The following is an 18,150-nucleotide window of genomic DNA, read 5'->3' on the forward strand; positions in this document are numbered from 1 at the left end:
GTAGATGTCTTCCCAGATGACGGTTATTATCGCCGGTATCGTGCTGGTTGTGGCCATCGTGGTCGCGCTGGTCGTCATGCGTCGTGGCGATTCCCGTTTTACCTACGATACGCAGCATGGAACGGCCCCGCGCGCCACCGAGGGCGAGGGCAATACAGCGGCGACCGCCTTTAAGGGCCGCTTTTCCATCCTCACCGCGGGTGTGGGCGCGATGTTTGCGGCGCTCGCCGTCAAGCTGTGGGGCATGCAGATGGTCTCGTCGGACTATTACGAGAAGCAGGCTAATAGCAATCAGACTCGCACCGTTACCACTCCCGCTGTGCGCGGCCGCATCCTCGACCGCAATGGCGTGGCGCTTGTCCAGAACCGTCCCTCACTTGCTGTCGTGGCCTACCGCGACCTTGCCGAGGATGAGGTTCTGGTTCGCCATCTTGCCAACGTGCTTGGAATGCCTTACGTGGCGGTCCTTCGCAATATTCAGGACAATACAGAGGGCGCCCAGAGCCTGCATACCATCGCGACGGACGTCCGTCGCTCCACGGTTGCCTATATCAAGGAACACGCCGGCGAGTTCCCGGGCGTCAAGATTGCCGAGCGTACCGAGCGCCAGTATCCATATGGCGAGACGGCATGCCATATCTTGGGCTATACCGGCACCATCACCTCCGAGCAGCTCGAGGCTCAGAATAAGAAAACCTCTGGCGATGATGATGCTTCTGCTGGCAAGATTACGTACCAGTCGGGCGATATCGTGGGCCAGGCGGGCGTTGAGAGCTACTACGAAAATCTGCTGCAGGGTATTCGTGGCGAGCAGACCGTCAAGGTCGATGCCTCAGGCAATGTGACCGGTCAGGCCGGCGCCGTGCCCGCGAAGGCCGGCTCCGACATTAAGCTCACGCTCGACCTTAAGATCCAACAGGCCTGTGAGACGGCACTGGCGAGCGCTATCGAGCTTGCCAAGACCACTGGCTACAGCAATGCCGGTAACGGCGCTGTGGTGTGTCTCGATCCCAACAATGGGGAGATCCTGGGCATGGCGAGCGAGCCCAAGTTCGATCCGTCCGTCTTTATCGGCGGCGTCTCAAATGACGTGTGGACCGAGCTCAATGATGACAAGGGCTCGCACCCGCTGCTCAACCGCGCCATTAGCGGACAGTACATGTCGGCCTCGACCATCAAGCCGCTCTCGGCGCTGGCCGGTCTTGAGTTTGGAACCTACACTTCAACGCAGACAACCAACTGCACGGGCTATTGGACGGGCCTGGGCAAGGCTTGGGGCAAGCGCTGCTGGTTGACGTCTGGCCACGGCACCATGACGCTGCAGTCGGGTATCGCCAACTCGTGCGACCCCGTCTTCTACGACATGGGCAAGGCGTTCTTTTATGACGAGCAACATCCCGAGGGCCTGCAGGAGGTCTTTCGTCGCTGGGGTCTAGGCAAGACCTGCGGTATCGATCTGCCGAGTGAGGGCGCGGGCCGTATTCCCGATGCCGAGTGGAAAGAGTCGTACTTCACCGACGCCTCTGCCGAGGACCGCAAGTGGAATGCCGGCGATATGACCAATATTGCCATCGGCCAGGGCGACATCCTGGTGACGCCTCTGCAGATGGCGTGCGCCTATATGGGTCTTGCCAACGGCGGCAAACAGTACGTGCCTCACGTGTTTTTGTCTGCCGTGTCGCGCGATGGCGACGGCGATGCCTATAAGTACAACGGCAAGGGCAAGAAGAAGCGCCTGGAGGCCAAGATCAACAGCGATTCGGATTTGGCTCTTGTTCGCAACGGCATGCACGACGTGATTTACACGGCATCGACGTCCCTGGCGGCTCACTTTGGCACCCTGACGCCCCAGGTATACGGCAAGTCGGGCACGGGCGAGAAAAGCGGCGAGGACGAATACGCGTGGTTCTGCGCCTATGCACCGGCCGATGATCCCAAGTATGTCATCGCTACTGTCCTGGAGCAGGGCGGCGGCGGCTCAGATACCGCGATGCATGTCGTGCGCGACGTGCTCGGTGTGATTTATGACGAGCCCGATACCTCTTCGGCCTCGGGCGATTCTTCGGTTCGATAGGAGGTTGCGATGGATTTTTCTCCGGCGGATCTGTTCCGTTCAACCAAGACCGGCTCTCGCAGCAGCCTGGACCGCGTCAACAAGCAACTTTCGGCCTCGCGCGGCACGTTTCGCCAAAAGGTGCATATTGGTGTGCTCGTGGCTACTGTGGCGCTCGTCGCTTACGGTGCCATCATTATCTGGTCGGCTTCGCAGTTTAAGGCCGATGCTTCGTTCTCACGCCATCTGCTGGGAATTGGCATCGGAGCGGTGCTGGCGGTGCTCGTCTGGCGAACCGACCTGCGCGGTATTTCCAATTTCTCGACGGCGTTGCTCGTCATCGACCTGATCGTGATCTTCTCGCCCAAGATTCCGGGTCTGTCCTATACGGGCGGTCTGGGCATGACGGGTTGGATCAAGATTCCCGGTATCGGCTTGACATTCCAGCCGGTTGAGCTTGCCAAGCTCATCACCATCTTCTTTATTGCTACGCTTGGCTCGCAGTATAACGGTCGCATCGATACCGTTCGCGACTACGTCAAGCTCTGCGGCATGCTGTCCATTCCGTTTTTGGCCGTCGTTGCCATGGGTGACCTGGGCTCGGGCCTGGTCGTGCTGGTTTCGGGCGCCATCGTCATCTGCATGAGCGGTGCACGCCGCGAATGGGTGCTGTCGACCCTGGCCCTGCTCGTGGGCCTGGTGGCCCTCGTCCTGGCGCTCGATTCGGTTTTTGATTCGTTGCTCGGCCACGATGTGCTCATCAAGCAGTATCAGATGAACCGTCTGACGGTCTTTATCGACCCCGATAATGCCGATTCGGATGATGCGTACAATCTGCAGCAGTCGTTGATCGCGGTCGGCTCGGGCGGTTTCTTTGGTAAGGGCCTGGGGCATGCGACGCAGTCGGCCGGCGGCTTTCTGCCTGAGTTCCACACCGACTTCGTCTTCGCCTTTTTGTCCGAGACCTTTGGCTTCTGCGGCTCCTTTTTGCTGCTGTGCTTGTACGTACTGCTCATCTTCTCGACGATTCGCGTCGCCTTTAAGTGCGAGTCGCTGTTTTTGCGTCTTTCGTGTGTGGGCATCGTTGGCATGTGGGCGTTCCAGACCTTCGAAAACATCGGCATGTGCATCGGCATGATGCCGATTACCGGTATTCCGCTGCCGTTTATTAGCTTCGGTTCGTCTTCGATGATGATTCAGCTGCTGACGGTGGGTATCGTACAATCCATATGGCGGCATCGTTCGGGCGCCGCGTAACCGCTGGAGGGGTTTGCTATGAAAATTCCCGTAGATAAGCTGACCCGCGCTTTTAAGATGGGCGCGTCCGTTAAGAAGGATTCCGATACGCCGGTGCGCGTCTCGGTCTATCTGGATTCGTCCGCCTCGCGCTTTCTGGCCGAGACGGTGCGTGACGCCTTTCTGCCGCAGACGACCTCGGGCATTGTGCGCGTCGAGCGTCTGGGGGAGGAGCGAATTGCTCCAAAGACCGATACCGATGTGGTGCTGGTGCTCTCGTGTGGTTCCGACCGCTTGGAGAGTGCCGTGCAGGAGCTCGTGATCGCCGGCGCGCCCGTGTGCGTGCTTGCCGAGTCTGCTGTGGAGGTGCCGTTTATCGAGGAGTCCACGCCCATGCTCGGCGTGGTAGCGGCAACCGATAAGACGTATCTGCTCGAGACGCTTGCCCGCTGGATTCTCGATCGCACCGACAAGGAAACGGCTTTTGCGGCGAACTTTGCCTTCATGCGCATCGCGGCGGCCAATCGTATCATCACCTCGTGCGCGCTCACCAATATGGCGACCGGTGCGCTGGTGTTTTTGCCGGGCGCCGATTATCCCGTTATGGCGCTGGCGCAGGTGGGCATGCTCTTTGAGCTCGCTGCCGTCTTTGGACGCGGCATTAAGCCTGAGCGCGGCTACGAGGTCGCGGGCGTGCTTGCCGGCGGTCTTGTGATCCGAGCGGTCACCCGCGCACTTGTCAAGCAGACGCCGCATATTGGGTTTGCCGTCAAGGCGCTCACTGCCGCCGCGGGCACCTATGGCATGGGCCGTGCGCTCGTTTCGCTCTACGAGCGCGATGTCGACTACAGCCGTGCCAACGAGGTGGTCACTGCCACGTTCTCCCGCGTTCGCGATCTGGTGACCACGGTCGCGGGCGCTACTCGTCCCATGGCGTCCTATCAGGACGCATCAGATCTCGCTGCTTAGGGGTTTTCCGTTGCGCGTTGCATACCAAGACTGTTTTCATTTAATTGAGCCGCTGCTCGCCAAGGTCGAGAAGCCGAGCCGCTATATCGATCATGAGTGGGGTACGCTTTCCAAGGCCGATGCCGACTACCGTTGCTGCCTGATCTACCCGGATGTGTACGAGGTTGGTCTGCCCAACCAGGGCATCGCCATCCTCTACAACATCCTTAACCAGGCCGAGGGCATCTCCTGCGAGCGCGGCTATGTGCCGTGGCCAGATATGGGTGACGCCATGCGCGAGGCGGGCATTCCGCTGCTCTCGCTCGAGGGTGCAGCGCCGGTCGCTTCGTTTGATATTGTCGGCCTGCATGTGCCGCACGAGATGGCGGTGACGAACTTCCTCGAGGCACTCGACCTCGCTGGCATTCCGCTGTTAGCGGCCGACCGCACCGAGGACGACCCCATTATCATCGCCGGCGGCCCCTCGGTGTACAACCCCGAGCCGTACGCGGCCTTCTTCGATGCCATCCTCATCGGTGAGGGCGAGGAATCGCTGCTCGAGACCTGCCAGCTGCATCGCCGCCTGCGTGACGAAGGAGTCCCGCGCGCGCAGATTGTTGAGCAGCTTGCATCCATTGGTGGCAACTACGTGCCGTCGCTCTATGAGGTTCGTCACGACGAACCCTGCTCGCCACATGGCTACACTGTGCCGTGTGAGGGCAAGGATGCGCCGACCGTGGTTTACAAGCGCGTCGTCGAGGATTTCGGCGCCACGAATCCGTTGTCGCAGTCGTGCGTACCCTATGCGCAGCTGGTCCACGACCGCCTGTCTATCGAGATCCTTCGCGGCTGCGCCCGCGGCTGTCGTTTTTGCCAGGCCGGCATGACGTATCGCCCGGTGCGTGAGCGCTCGGCCGACCAGATCGTCTCGTCGGTGATTCAGGGTCTGGAAAAGACCGGCTATGACGAGGTGTCGCTGACCTCGCTCTCCACGACCGACCACTCCTGCATTCGCGACGTGCTCGGCAGACTCAACCGTCGCCTGGAGGATACGGGTATTCGCGTGTCTATTCCGTCGCAGCGCCTGGATTCGTTTGGCGTGGATATGGCCGAGTCGGTTGCCGGCGAAAAGAAGGGCGGCCTGACGTTCGCGCCCGAGGCCGGCAGCCAGCGCATGCGCGACATCATTAACAAGAACGTGACCGAGGAGGACCTGGACCGTGCGGCCAAGGCGGCCTTCGAGGCCGGCTGGAACCGCATGAAGCTCTACTTTATGATGGGCCTTCCCGGCGAGCGCGACGAGGACATCGTGGCCATCGCCAATCTGGCCGATCACGTGCTGGAGCTCGGTCGTTCCGTGGTGCCCAAGGCTCGTCGCGGCTCGATCTCGGTGTCCATTTCGGTTTCGGTCTTTATCCCCAAGGCTGCCACGCCGTTCCAGTGGTGCCCGCAGCTCGACTACGACGACGTCAAGCGTCGCCAGAAGCTGCTTATCACGAGCGTTCGCAACCGTGCCGTCCGCGTGCATTACCACGATGCCGAGACTTCGCTCATCGAGGCCGCGCTGTCCCGCGCCGGTCGTGACATGACGCCCGTCATCATCGATGCTTGGCGTGCGGGCTCTCGCTTTGACGCCTGGGTAGAGCATTTCTCGCTCGATAACTGGAAGGAGGCTGCTGCCAAAAACGGCATCGACCTCAATGAGCTCGTGCACCTGCCCTACGAGTTGGACTGGCGCCTGCCGTGGGAGCACGTGAGCCCCGGCTGCACGCGCGGCTTCCTCAAGCGCGAGTACCGTCGCTCGCTCGAGGGCGTCACGACTCCCGACTGCACCCGCACGTCGTGCACCGGCTGCGGGATCTGCCCCACGCTCCACGCCAAGAATGTATTGATGGGTGATCGCGCATGAGTGAGCGCCTGACCGACAACCCCTCGCTCTTTAGACTTCGTGTTCGCTATGGCAAGCGCGATCGCCTTAAGTACCTGGGCCATCTCGAAGTAATCCATACCATTGAGCGCATCGTGCGCCGTGCGGGACTTCCCTATGCCGTCACGCAGGGCTTCTCCCCGCACATGCGCGTGGGCTTCTCTTCGGCGCTACCGGTGGGTACGTCGTCGACCTGCGAGTGGTATGACCTGTTTATGACCGAGTTCGTGGCGCTCGACGAGGCGTTTGGGCGCCTGGCTGTGGCGTCTCCGGCCGATCTGGCGCCTATCGAGGCGGCGTACATCGACGTGCGCACGCCGGCGTTGACGGCGCAGCTCACGCGCCTGTCGTATCGCATCGACCTGCACTTAGATCCCGAGGCGCCCGTAAGCGCCGAGGAGGTGCGTCGTGCGATCGACACGCTGCGCGCGGACCATGGCATCGACTACGCGCGCGGAAAAAAGAGCAAGCGATTGGATTTGGATCACACGCTCGTTGGCTATGAGCTCACGGCGGGGGAGCGCCCGGATCATTTGGTGCTCATGCTCGACACCCATGCCGACAACGAGGGCTCCATGCGTCCGGAAATTTTGCTTTCTGCTGCTGATGTTTTGTTGCAGGGCTTGACCCCGGGCGTGGATGCACCTATTGTTTCCACCGGTATGCAAGACCTCGTGACCATCTGCTCCTACGATGTCGAGCGTCAGAATCAAGCATGCGAGGACGACGAGGGCCGACTCGTCAGCCCCATACCTGTGCGAACTTGTGGATTTGCTCCACATACTCGTTGACGGGGGTATTTTCGCCTGCTACTATATTCGGCTGTTGCACTAACTGATGCATGAAGGGCAAGTAAACATGTACGCAATCGTTAACACGGGCGGCAAGCAGTACAAGGTCGCCACCGACGATGTCATCACCGTCGAGAAGATCGAGGGCAATGAGGGTGACAAGGTCACCCTGCCGGTTATCTTCCTCAACGATGGTAAGAAGATCGTCACCGATCCCGACAAGCTGGCCAAGGCCAAGGTTACCGCTCAGATCGTTGAGCAGTTCAAGGGCGAGAAGCAGCTGGTCTTCAAGTTCCACAAGCGTAAGCGCTATCGTCGTCTGAAGGGTCACCGTCAGCAGCTCACCAAGCTGAAGATCGTGAAGGTCCAGGCTACCTCCCGCGCCAAGAAGGCTGTCAAGGCAGAGGCTGAGGCTGTTGCCGAGGCTCCCGTCGCCGAGTAGATTACACTCGTAACGAAAGAGTAGGTATACACAATGGCACACAAAAAAGGACTCGGTTCCTCCCGTAATGGCCGTGACTCCCGCGGTCAGCGCCTTGGCACGAAGCGCTATGCCGGCCAGACGGTAACCACGGGCACGATTCTCGTCCGTCAGCACGGCACGCACATCCACCCGGGTGAGAACGTTGGCCGTGGTAAGGACGACACGCTGTTCGCGCTGGTCGACGGTACCGTTGAGTTCCACAAGGGTATCAAGCACAGGGTCAGCGTACGCCCGCTCGCGAACGCGTAATTCACCCTTCATAGAGCACATATGTGGGAGGCACTTGAGTTTTAGGATTCAAGGGTCTCCTTCTTTTTTGTAGGAGGCGATTCTGTTGTCACAGTTCACCGATATCAGCCGCATTAACGTGTGCGGCGGCGACGGCGGAGCCGGATGCATGTCGTTTAGACGCGAGGCATTTGTCCCCAAGGGCGGCCCCGATGGCGGCGACGGCGGTCGTGGCGGCAATGTCGTCATCCAGGCCGATGCTCAGCTGTCTTCCCTGATTGATTACCGCTTTAAGCATCACTTCCGCGCCGAGCGCGGCACGCACGGGCAGGGTGCCCGTCGTAACGGTAAGAGCGGCGAGGACCTGATCCTGAAGGTTCCCATGGGCACCGTGGTGCGCGAGCTCGATCCCGAGACGCAGACCCCGATGTTCGAGATTGCCGACCTGGTCCACGACGGCGAGCGCGTCGTCGTGGCGCCCGGCGGTGCCGGTGGCCTGGGCAACACGCACTTTGTGACGTCGGTGCGCCGCGCGCCCGCGTTCGCTCAGCTGGGCGAACCGGCCGAGGAGCACTGGATCGAGCTCGAGATGAAGCTCATGGCCGATGCCGCGCTCGTGGGCTTCCCCTCGGTGGGTAAGTCATCGCTCATTGCGCGCATGAGTGCCGCCCGCCCCAAGATTGCTGACTACCCGTTTACCACGCTCGTGCCCAATCTGGGCATGGTGCGTGCCGGCGAATATTCTTACGTCGTTGCCGACGTCCCCGGTCTTATCGAGGGCGCGAGCGAGGGCAAGGGCCTGGGTCACCAGTTCCTGCGCCACATTGAGCGTACGGCCCTGATCATGCATGTCGTCGACATGACGGGCGGTTTTGAGGATCGCGATCCGGTTGAGGACTATCGCATCATCAACCGCGAGCTCGAGCAGTATGGCGCCGAGCTTTCGGATCGTCCGCAGATCGTCGTTGCCAACAAGTGCGACGCGCCGGGCACGGCCGACAAGATTGCCGACCTCAAGCGCGCAGCGCTCGACGATGGACATATGTTCTTTGCCGTGTCTGCTGTTACGGGCGCCGGCCTCAACACGCTGATGCTTGCCGTGGGCGAGCAGGTGGCTAAGCTGCGCGCCGAGCTGTCGGTCTCCGATGAGCCGGTCGTTCTGCGCGACGATGAGTGGGAGCGCCGTCGCTTGCAGCGTGAGAAGCGTTTCCGCATTGTCCAGGAAGAGCCCGGTGCCTTCCGCGTGGTCGGTCGTGCCATCGAGCGCATGGTCATTCAGACCGACTGGGAAAATGAGGAAGCCGTCATTTACCTGCAACATAAGTTTGCGCGTATGGGTGTTGACGACGCGCTCGAGAAGGCCGGTTGCCGTGCGGGCGACGAGGTCCGCATTTGCCAGCGCGCCTTTGACTTTGAGGGCGCTGAGGACTTCTCGGAGTACGAGGAGCTCGAGGATGCTGGCGAGGACGTTGCCGTTGAGGCCATTGACGTGACCGATGCTGCGGATGAGGGCGTCGAGGTTGTCGATGCGGTGGATGCCGCGGACGATGCCGAGACCTCGGAGGGCGAGTAAGCCATGTCGCTGCGCGGTGGAATCGGTCTGCCCGAGCTTCCTCTAGAGGACGGGCAGGAGTTTAGGCTCGGCATTATGGGTGGCACCTTTGATCCCATCCATTACGGGCACCTGGTGACCGCCGAGCAGGCGCGTGAGTCGCTCGACTTGGACGCTGTGCTCTTTATGCCGGCGGGCACGCCTGCCTTTAAGCTTGACAAGCCGGTGACGCCTGCCGAGGACCGTTATGCCATGACGGTCCTCGCCACCGCCGCGAACCCGGCCTTTTTGGCGAGTCGGTTCGAGATCGACCGTCCGGGCGTAACCTACACGGCCGATACGCTTCATGCCCTTCGCGACTTTTATCCGCCGCAGGTAAAGCTCTACTTTATTACGGGCGCCGACGCGATTATCGATATCGTGACCTGGCATGATGCCGAACGAATCGCTGAGCTTGCTACCTTTATTGCGGCGACACGACCGGGCTTTGATATCGATACGGCGCGTGCCCGAATCAAAGAGTCGGGGCTGCCGTTCGACGTGCGCTATATTCAGATTCCGGCGCTGGCGATCAGCTCGACGAACATCCGTAAGCGAGTCGCCCGCGGCATGAGCGTGCGCTATCTTACGAGCGAGTCCGTGCTCGGCTACATTCGCAAACGCAGGCTATATGCCGATTTGGGTCAAGAAGATTTTGAGTGATGGGGGTCTACGTTGTCGGTAGAGGATCAGTTTGAGGGCGATGAGCGCGCGCTGCTCAAGCGCATTCAAGAGCTGCTCGATGTTCGCATGAAGGATAAGCGCAAGCGCTATGTGCATTCGCTGGGTGTTGCCGAGACCGCACTTCATCTGGCCGAGGTCTACGGCGTTGACCGCTTTGATGCCGCTGCTGCCGGTCTGATCCACGACTGGGACAAAGTGCTCTCCGACGACGAGCTGGTTACGCGCGCTCTGCATTACGGCATTAAGATTGCCGGCTCTCCTTCCGCCGCGACGCCGCTTTTGCATGGCCCTGTTGCCGCCTATGAACTTCCGCAGCTTTTTCCCGAACTGTCGCCGGCCGTTTTCCAGGCTGTCGACCGTCATACCGTGGGTGCCTGTGACATGACGCCGCTCGATATGGTGGTCTTTGTGGCCGATGCCATCGAGCCCAACCGCCACGGCGACTATGCGCATGCCCTGCGCGAGATGGTGGGGGAGTCGACGCTCGATGAGTTGTTCTTCTCCTGTTTTGCGCAGGGTCTGGTCTATGTGATCCAGTCCGGGCGCTATCTTTATCCCACGGCTATTACGATTTACAACCATTACGCCCAGCTGCGCTAGCTCGGGCTGTCTAGAAAGAGGTATTCCATGGCCGACGAGACCATGACCGGCGAGCAGATTCTTGAAGGTGTGGAGCACAAGAGTTTCGTTGCCACGTCCGACCGCACTGCCGCCTCGCTGTCCGCGAGCGGTGTCGCTGCCGAGGATGTCGCCCGCGCCGCCGCGCAGGCCGCCTACGACAAGAAGGGCGAGGACGTGCAGGTGCTCGACCTGACCGAGCTTTCCGACGTGTGCGACTACTTTGTGCTTGCCACCGGTACCAACAACCGCCAGGTCGATTCGATCGTCGACGAGATCGAGGAGAAGGTCGCCGAGGCTTGCGGCGAGCATCCGTTCTCCATCGAGGGCCGCGAGCAGAAGACCTGGATGCTCATGGACTACGGCTCGGTTGTCGTCCACGTCTTCACTCCCGAAGCCCGCGACTTCTACCGCCTAGAAAAGCTCTGGGGCGACGCCCCCCAGCTCCCCCTCAATCTCCTCTAGTAGCTCATTTGATACGGGGCTTTTTAGCTAGCTTCGCGCATTTCGCCGGGCAGTTGCGGTTTTCCGCACCTGCCCGGCTTTCTTTTTGCCTTAAGGCGGTTAATCGTTGAAGCGGGATTGGCGGCCGAAGGATAGGGCGGTGTCGCCGAATTTGTCTCGGACGGCGTCGATGGCGACGGAGAGGTCGCGGCGGTCGCTGGATTGGGCTCCGCGGTCATCGATCTCGCAGAACAGGTCGGTCTGGATGCCGCCTTGGTGGTCGAAGTCGCTCATGCCGATGCCGGCTAAGCGAACATACATGCCTTCTTGCCAGATGTTGTCGAGCAGTTCGAGTGCAACCGCCACGAAGATGTTCTCATCGTCGGTTGGATGAGGCAGCCGGCGCTGTGCCGTACGCCCGCTTCCATACGAATACTTGAGCTTGAGCGTCACCGTGGCGCCCGTTAGTCCCTGGCGGCGCAGGCGGCGTCCCACCGACTCGCCCAACAGCGCAATCGCCGCCTCAATATCCCCACGCTCAGTCAAATCTTTAGCAAAGGTGCGTTCATTGCTGACAGACTTGACCTCGCGCTCTTCATCGAGACTCGTGACTTCAGAGATTTCGAGTCCCAGCGCACGCTGGCGCATGCGTTCGCCGTTGACGCCAAAAATAGAGGCCAGTGTGGACTCAGGCGCGCGCGAAAGCTCGCCGAGGGTGTAGATGCGCATGCGGCGCAGTCGCTCCTCGGCCGAGCGCCCTATGCCGCTCATGGCAGATACCGGCAGCGCGGCCAAAAAGCGCTGCTCGGTTCCGGGGCGCACGATGGTCAGTCCAAACGGCTTATCCCGCTCGCTTGCGATCTTTGCGACCGTCTTGTTGCAGCCCACGCCAATGGAGCACGTTACTCCCAGCGTTGCCACGCGGTCGCTTATACGCCGCGCAACCAGCAGCGGGTCTTCGGGCGCAAAGCGACCCGGTGTGATATCGATAAAGGCTTCGTCGATGGATACGCGCTCAACGCGCGGGGTCTCGTCGGCGAGAATCGCCATGACCTGCGTGCTCACCTCGCGGTAGCGATCAAAGTGCCCGTGCGTCCAAATGGCTTGCGGGCACAAGCGCCGCGCCTCGGCCGAGGCCATGGCAGAGTGCACGCCAAAGCGACGTGCCTCATATGAACACGTGGACACGACGCCACGCGAATCGGCGTCTCCGCCCACGATGAGCGGCTTTCCGCGCCATTCGGGATGGTCGAGCATCTCCACGCTCGCAAAAAACGCATCGAGGTCCATGAGGCCCACCGCCGGACCCGTCCAGGGAGGCGGCGTGACGCCCATGGCATCCTCATAACCGTATGTATGTTCGCGTCTTTCCATGTCATGAGTATACCGCGCAGCTCATGTGGGGTGCGTGTATGTGCTTGCAAATCCCGAATTCTTGTCTAAGATATGGATTTGCCCTCGACTACACCGAAGAAGTTGGTCTCACGGACTTCACCTGCCCGCGTCGATGGCGTATTATGTTCAACTGTTTGTTTGTAGTTGCAGCCTAAAGCTGCTTGGTTGGAGGAGTTTCCTTTGGCAGTCAAGATTCGCCTTGCTCGTCACGGCGCTAAGAAGCGTCCGTACTACCGTGTCGTCGTCGCCGATTCCCGCGCCCCGCGTGACGGTCGTATCATCGAGGAGGTTGGCCGCTACAACCCGATGACCGCCCCCAAGACCATCAACCTCGACCTCGAGAAGATCGCCGACTGGCAGTCCAAGGGCGCTCAGCTCACCGACGCTGTCGCTGCTCTGGTCAAGGCCGCCAACGAGGGCGAGAAGACCGAGACCGTCGTCAAGAAGTCCAAGAAGCAGCTCGCCAAAGAGGCCGAGGCCGCTAAGGCTGCCGCTGAGGCCGCTGAGGGCGCCGAGGAGTAAATCGTGCCTGAGGTTGACGCTGCACAGCTCGAGGGTGAGGCAATGCTCTCAGATCGCATCGCCGATCTCGTCGAATATCTCGTTGTTCAGATCGTCGACGACCCGGATTCCGTGAGCCTTGAGGTCATCGATGGTGACGACGCCTCCACGATTGAGGTTTCGGTTGCCGAGGATGACGTCGCTAAGGTCATCGGCCGTCGTGGCCGTACCATCAAGGCCATTCGCACGCTCGCCCGTGCACTGGCCGCTCGCCTCGACACTGCAGTCGAGGTAGAGGTTCTGGGCTAGGACCTTGAGGTCCCAGTACAAAAACATCGCCCGTGTGGTCAAGCCGCACGGAAGGAAGGGGGAGGTCCTTGCGCAGCCGCTGCGGGGGCTTCCTTCTGTATTAGAGCCGGGTATGCGCGTCGCCCTGACGCCGCCGGCGCTCAAGCGCGACCGCTTTTGCACGGTCGTGTCCGTCACCGATACGGGCGATGGCGATCTGGCCTCGTTTGAGGGCATTGACGACTTGACAGCCGCCGAGGGCATCACGGGATGCTACGTGCTGGCAAATCGTGACGACTTTGAGCTCGATTCGCTCGACGCTGCCTATACCGACCTGATGGGTCGCGAGGTGGTCGACGAGCGCTTCGGTTTACTCGGCACGATCGTCGAGATCATGTCGACGCCCGCTAACGATGTTTGGGTTGTTGAGGGCGATCGGTATGGCGAGGTACTGATTCCCGTGATCGAGCAGGTCGTGCTCGATCTTCCCGACACAGGAACAATTTCCGTCCACGTTATGGACGGCCTGATCGATATGGACAAGTAGGGAGGACAACATGCTGATCGAGACCCTTTCGGTCTTTCCCGAGATGTTTGAGCCCGTCATGTCCACATCGATCTTGGGCCGCGCCCGCAAGGCCGGCCTTTTTGATTTTAAGGCGTATAACCTGCGCGACTGGACGCACGACCGCCATCGTACCGTCGATGACGAGCCGTACGGCGGCGGGCAGGGCATGCTCATGAAGGTCGAGCCTATTGCCGAGGCCATCGAGGCCATCAGCTCCGAGGGTCCCAAGCCCACCGTAGTGTTCTTCACCCCCTGTGGCGAGCCCTTTACGCAGCGTGTGGCCGAGCGCCTGCTCAAAAGTGAGCGCCTGCTGTTTGTGTGCAGTCGCTACGAGGGCGTCGACGAGCGCGCGTATGCGTATGCCGATGAGCGTCTGTCGATCGGCGACTACGTGCTCACGGGCGGCGAGCTTCCCGCTATGGTCGTTGCCGATGCCGTCGTACGGCTCATTCCCGGAGCCTTGGGCGACGAGATGAGCAACGTGGACGAGTCGTTCTCGACCGCCGAGGACGGCGGCCTGCTCGAGTACGCGCAGTACACCCGTCCCGCCGAGTTTAACGGCGAGGGCGTGCCTCCAGTGCTCGTGAGCGGCGATCATGCCAAGGTCGATGCCTGGCGCCGCAAGAATGCCATCGAGCGTACCTGTCGTTGGCGTCCCGATCTTATCGAGACGGCACGTCTTACGCCCAATGAGCGCGCGTACGCGCAGGAGATCCTGGACGCTTCGTTTTCGCAGAGCGAGGAGTGAGAATGGTTCCATCGCAGCATTCCGTGCTAAAGGGTGCGTTTGAGTGGGTCGTGGTTGTCGCAATCGCGCTGGTCGCCACCTTCTTGATTCGCTCGTTTGTGGTCGAACCCTTTGTGGTGCCTACCGGTTCCATGGAGTCCACGATCGAGATCGGAGACCAGATTCTGGCGCAGAAGGTGACGCTCGAACTCGGACAGCCCGTCAAGCAAGGCGATATCGTGGTGTTCCACAACCCCGACGGCACCTCTGAGCACGATGTTCTTGTCAAGCGCGTCATCGCCACGGCCGGCCAGACGGTCGACCTGCAGGACGGCAAGGTCGTCGTCGATGGCCAGGCGCTCGACGAGGACTATACGACTGGCATGAGCTGGCCGCTTTCGGTCCAAGCCCCCGGCGCTCAGGTGAGCTATCCCTACACCGTCCCTGACGACTGTGTGTGGGTGATGGGCGACAACCGCGAGAACTCTGCTGACTCCCGCTACTTTGGCCCGGTCGACCGCTCCGACTTGATTGCCGTGGCGCTTGTGCGCTACTGGCCGCTCAACCGTATCGGCGCTATCGATTAAAAACCGCTATAGTACAGTACCTAACCGTGTAATCGTTTCGACGAGGGGATATTAGAGGCATGAACGCTTCATCGCTTTCCTTCCAAGACATCATCCTGCGCCTCCAGCAGTACTGGGGCGAGCAGGGCTACGTCATTATGCAGCCCTATGACTCCGAGGTCGGTGCCGGTACCTTCCATACCGCGACCACGCTGCGCTCGCTCGGTCCCGCCGAGTGGCGCACCTGCTATGCGCAGCCCTGCCGCCGTCCCGCCGACGGCCGCTATGGCGAGAACCCCAACCGCATGCAGCACTACTATCAGTTCCAGGTGCTCATCAAGCCCTCGCCGGTCAACGCCCAGGAGCTTTACCTGGGTTCGCTGGCCGCCATTGGCCTGGACCCCAACGACCATGACGTCCGCTTTGTCGAGGACGACTGGGAGAGCCCGACGCTCGGCGCCTGGGGCCTTGGCTGGGAGGTCTGGCTCAATGGCATGGAGGTCACGCAGTTTACGTACTTCCAGCAGGTGGGCGGCATCGAGGTCGACCCCGTGCCCGTTGAGATCACCTATGGCCTGGAGCGCATCGCCATGTACGCCCAGGGCGTCAACTCTGTCTACGACCTGGTGTGGAGCTACCTGCCCGACGGTACGCCCATGACCTACGGCGACGTGTTCCTGGAGAACGAGCGCGAGTTCAGCGCTTACAACTTTGAGGTCGCCAACGTCGAGATGATGCGTCAGAAGTTTGACGACTACGAGGCCGAGTGCCACTCCTGCCTGGAGCGCAAGCTGCCGCTGCCGGCATATGACTGCGTCATGAAGTGCAGCCATGCCTTCAACCTGCTCGATGCCCGCGGTGCGCTGTCCGCAGTCGAGCGCGCCAACTACATCCTGCGCGTCCGCGCCGTCGCCAAGGCGTGCTGCGAGGCCTATATGGCCGAGGTCGCCGGAATCAACGAGAATGCCGATCAGGAAGGCGAGGTGGCGTAGGCCATGGCAGACGCTAAGGATTTCCTGTTTGAGATCGGTACGGAGGAAATGCCCTCTGCACCGCTGAACAATGCCGTCAAGCAGCTTGGCACCATGATCGCCAAGGGTCTCGACGAGTCCGGTCTGGCCCACGGCGAGGTCCGCGTGATCTCGAGCCCGCGTCGCCTGGCTGCGCTCGTTGCCGACGTCGCTACCGCGACCGATGAGGTTCACGAGGTCAAGCGTGGCCCCGCGGCCAACATCGCTTTCGATGCCGACGGAAACGCCACCAAGGCCGCCCAGGGCTTCGCCCGCAAGTGCGGTGTGGCTGCCGAGGATCTGGTCCGTCGCGAGGACACCGACGGCCGTGAGTACGTCTTTGCCGAGAAGAACATTCCTTCCGCCCCGGCTACCCCGATCCTGACGGCCCTGTGCGAGAAGACCATCGCCGGCCTGCAGTGGCCCAACTACCGCAGCCAGCGCTGGGGCCACGAGCACGCTACGTTTGTTCGTCCGGTCCGTTGGATCTGCTGCCTTTTGGGCGAGGATGTTGTTCCCGTGTCGTTTGCCGACGTGACGAGTGGCAACACCACGCGTGGTCATCGCGTACTTGGCTCTGGTGACCATGTGGTTGCCAGCCCCGCCGTCTACGAGCAGGTGCTCGAGGACGCCGGCGTGCTTTCTGCCGAGCGCCGTCGCGAGGCCATCCTTGCCGGCATCGCCGAGGTCGAGGCTGCGCGCCCCGGCTGCCACGTCGATACGCCCAAGAAGGTCTTTGAGGAGGTCATCAACCTCTGCGAGTGGCCGACGGTGCTTGTCGGTACCTTCGACGAGGAGTTCCTCAAGGTCCCGCACGAGATCATCTGCGAGTCTATGCTCACCAACCAGCGCTACTTCCCGATCTATGACGGCGAGGGCAAGCTGACGCGTGAGTTCGTGATCGTCTCCAACAGCAAGCCCGAGAACGCCGAGCGCGTGATCGACGGCAACGAGCGCGTCGTGCGCGCCCGCCTGGATGACGCCAAGTTCTTCTACGAGGAGGATCTGAAGATCTCCCTCGACGAGTTCCGTGAGCGTCTGGCCAAGGTCGCCTTCCAGGAGAAGCTCGGCAGCGTGCTCGCCAAGTCCGAGCGTATTGAGCAGCTTGCGCTCGCTATTGCCCGCGAGGCTCACCTGGGCGCCCACCTGGCCGCCGATGCCGGCCGCGCCGCTCACCTGTGCAAGGCCGACCTGGTGTCCAACGCTGTCGTCGAGTTCACGAGCCAGCAGGGTGTTATGGGCGGTTACTACGCCATCGCGATGGGGGAGAACGAAGAGGTCGCTCACGCTATTCGCGATCACTATCGTCCCCGCTTTGCCGGTGACGAGCTGCCCGAGGGCACCGCTGGCTGCATCGTGGCCTGCGCCGACAAGCTCGATACCATTGCCGGCATCTTTGCCATCGGCGAGCCCCCGACCGGCTCTTCCGACCCGTACGCGCTGCGTCGTGCCGCCATCGGCATCATCAACATCCTGCGCGACCGTCTGCCGATCGACCCCACGTCGCTCATCGACTTTGCGCTCGAGCTCTATAGCGAGCAGGGCATTGAGTTCGACGCCGCCGAGGTCGCCCAGCAGGTTCGCGACTTCTTCCACGGCCGTTTGGTGAGCATGGCCCGCGACGAGAAGATCCCGGCCGACACCGTTGCCGCCGTTTCCGCGGTGCACATCATTGCCCCGTCGGTCTTCTTCGCCCGCTGCGCCGCCCTCGACGAGGCCCGCAAGAACGACGCCGAGACCTTCGACAACCTGGCAACCGCCTACGCCCGCGCGGCGCATATCTCCAAGCCCGAGCTGGGCGCGGAGTACGACCGCGCCCTGATGGGCGAGGTCGAGCTTGCGCTTGCCGACGCCTCCGAGGGCGCCCAGACCGCCGTCGATGCCGCCCTTGCTACCGAGGATTACCCGGCCGCATTTGCCGCCCTTGCCGCCCTGCGTGCCCCCATCGACCGTTTCTTTGACGAGGTTATGGTCATGGACAAGGACGAGCAGCTCCGCGATAATCGCCTTAAGCTGCTCAACCGCTTCGAGGCCGTTTTCTCCGGCATCGCCAACATCGGTGAGCTTGCCCGCAAAAAGTAAGCTAGCCTG

General features: G+C 61.4%; 19 protein-coding genes. 18 read left to right on the forward strand and 1 reads right to left on the reverse strand.

The genetic code is table 11. The features are described 5' to 3' along the window. Positions 1-4 precede the first annotated feature (4 nt). The 11 genes from mrdA (at position 5) to rsfS (ending at position 11,025) form a co-directional block, all read left to right on the forward strand. Positions 5-2,074 (forward strand): penicillin-binding protein 2, encoded by a 2,070-nt coding sequence (gene mrdA / locus ABHT90_RS00210; RefSeq protein WP_346981228.1) that lies wholly within the window; start codon positions 5-7, stop codon positions 2,072-2,074. 9 nt (positions 2,075-2,083) lie between these two features. Continuing rightward, positions 2,084-3,310, forward strand: a complete 1,227-nt coding sequence (locus ABHT90_RS00215) for an FtsW/RodA/SpoVE family cell cycle protein (protein WP_022094759.1) — start codon at positions 2,084-2,086, stop codon at positions 3,308-3,310. Positions 3,311-3,328: 18 nt separating this feature from the next. Continuing rightward, positions 3,329-4,258 carry a YcjF family protein gene (locus ABHT90_RS00220; protein WP_346981229.1) on the forward strand — a complete coding sequence of 310 codons (930 nt, stop codon included), beginning with the start codon at positions 3,329-3,331 and terminating at the stop codon, positions 4,256-4,258. Positions 4,259-4,268: 10 nt separating this feature from the next. Beyond that, the gene (locus ABHT90_RS00225) at positions 4,269-6,146 is read left to right on the forward strand and encodes a TIGR03960 family B12-binding radical SAM protein (RefSeq protein ID WP_346981230.1); all 1,878 of its coding nucleotides are present in this window, start codon (positions 4,269-4,271) and stop codon (positions 6,144-6,146) included. Continuing rightward, positions 6,143-6,955: a TIGR03936 family radical SAM-associated protein gene (locus ABHT90_RS00230; protein ID WP_346981231.1), complete on the forward strand. Its 813-nt coding sequence runs from the start codon at positions 6,143-6,145 to the stop codon at positions 6,953-6,955. Before ABHT90_RS00225 ends, ABHT90_RS00230 begins: the two co-directional genes overlap by 4 nt. Positions 6,956-7,022: 67 nt before the next feature. Beyond that, on the forward strand, positions 7,023-7,397 hold the full coding sequence (rplU, locus tag ABHT90_RS00235; RefSeq protein WP_035138585.1) for a 50S ribosomal protein L21: 375 nt from the start codon (positions 7,023-7,025) through the stop codon (positions 7,395-7,397). Positions 7,398-7,430: 33 nt separating this feature from the next. Beyond that, positions 7,431-7,688, forward strand: a complete 258-nt coding sequence (rpmA, locus tag ABHT90_RS00240) for a 50S ribosomal protein L27 (protein ID WP_006236075.1) — start codon at positions 7,431-7,433, stop codon at positions 7,686-7,688. A gap of 85 nt (positions 7,689-7,773) precedes the next feature. After that, complete coding sequence (obgE, locus tag ABHT90_RS00245; protein WP_346981232.1) at positions 7,774-9,240, forward strand: GTPase ObgE; 1,467 nt, start codon at positions 7,774-7,776, stop codon at positions 9,238-9,240. A 3-nt stretch (positions 9,241-9,243) separates the two neighbouring features. Then, positions 9,244-9,921, forward strand: a complete 678-nt coding sequence (gene nadD, locus ABHT90_RS00250; RefSeq protein ID WP_089573445.1) for a nicotinate-nucleotide adenylyltransferase — start codon at positions 9,244-9,246, stop codon at positions 9,919-9,921. A gap of 87 nt (positions 9,922-10,008) precedes the next feature. Further along, positions 10,009-10,542 (forward strand): bis(5'-nucleosyl)-tetraphosphatase (symmetrical) YqeK, encoded by a 534-nt coding sequence (yqeK, locus tag ABHT90_RS00255; RefSeq protein WP_217108182.1) that lies wholly within the window; start codon positions 10,009-10,011, stop codon positions 10,540-10,542. A 42-nt stretch (positions 10,543-10,584) separates the two neighbouring features. Further along, positions 10,585-11,025, forward strand: coding sequence for a ribosome silencing factor (gene rsfS, locus ABHT90_RS00260; protein ID WP_421755285.1), 441 nt, complete (start codon positions 10,585-10,587; stop codon positions 11,023-11,025). 99 nt (positions 11,026-11,124) lie between these two features. Here rsfS and dinB read toward each other — a convergent pair whose 3' ends face one another. Continuing rightward, complete coding sequence (dinB, locus tag ABHT90_RS00265; protein ID WP_430393353.1) at positions 11,125-12,378, reverse strand: DNA polymerase IV; 1,254 nt, start codon at positions 12,376-12,378, stop codon at positions 11,125-11,127. Between the two features lie 201 nt (positions 12,379-12,579). Between dinB and rpsP the strand changes: the two genes are divergently transcribed. Genes rpsP through glyS form a run of 7 tightly spaced genes read left to right on the forward strand, consistent with a single transcriptional unit; the run spans position 12,580 to position 18,141 of the window. Then, on the forward strand, positions 12,580-12,921 hold the full coding sequence (rpsP, locus tag ABHT90_RS00270) for a 30S ribosomal protein S16 (protein ID WP_022094749.1): 342 nt from the start codon (positions 12,580-12,582) through the stop codon (positions 12,919-12,921). A 42-nt stretch (positions 12,922-12,963) separates the two neighbouring features. Next, positions 12,964-13,209, forward strand: a complete 246-nt coding sequence (locus ABHT90_RS00275) for a KH domain-containing protein (protein WP_171021534.1) — start codon at positions 12,964-12,966, stop codon at positions 13,207-13,209. A gap of 4 nt (positions 13,210-13,213) precedes the next feature. Beyond that, positions 13,214-13,735: a ribosome maturation factor RimM gene (rimM, locus tag ABHT90_RS00280; RefSeq protein WP_346981234.1), complete on the forward strand. Its 522-nt coding sequence runs from the start codon at positions 13,214-13,216 to the stop codon at positions 13,733-13,735. A gap of 10 nt (positions 13,736-13,745) precedes the next feature. Then, on the forward strand, positions 13,746-14,504 hold the full coding sequence (gene trmD, locus ABHT90_RS00285; protein ID WP_346981235.1) for a tRNA (guanosine(37)-N1)-methyltransferase TrmD: 759 nt from the start codon (positions 13,746-13,748) through the stop codon (positions 14,502-14,504). 2 nt (positions 14,505-14,506) lie between these two features. Next, positions 14,507-15,070, forward strand: coding sequence for a signal peptidase I (gene lepB / locus ABHT90_RS00290; RefSeq protein WP_270225107.1), 564 nt, complete (start codon positions 14,507-14,509; stop codon positions 15,068-15,070). A 59-nt stretch (positions 15,071-15,129) separates the two neighbouring features. After that, positions 15,130-16,041, forward strand: a complete 912-nt coding sequence (locus ABHT90_RS00295) for a glycine--tRNA ligase subunit alpha (RefSeq protein WP_346981236.1) — start codon at positions 15,130-15,132, stop codon at positions 16,039-16,041. Between the two features lie 3 nt (positions 16,042-16,044). Further along, positions 16,045-18,141 carry a glycine--tRNA ligase subunit beta gene (glyS, locus tag ABHT90_RS00300; protein ID WP_346981237.1) on the forward strand — a complete coding sequence of 699 codons (2,097 nt, stop codon included), beginning with the start codon at positions 16,045-16,047 and terminating at the stop codon, positions 18,139-18,141. Positions 18,142-18,150: the final 9 nt, after the last annotated feature.

It is taken from the genome of Collinsella aerofaciens, from assembly GCF_039758815.1.
GTDB lineage: Bacteria > Actinomycetota > Coriobacteriia > Coriobacteriales > Coriobacteriaceae > Collinsella > Collinsella aerofaciens_BP.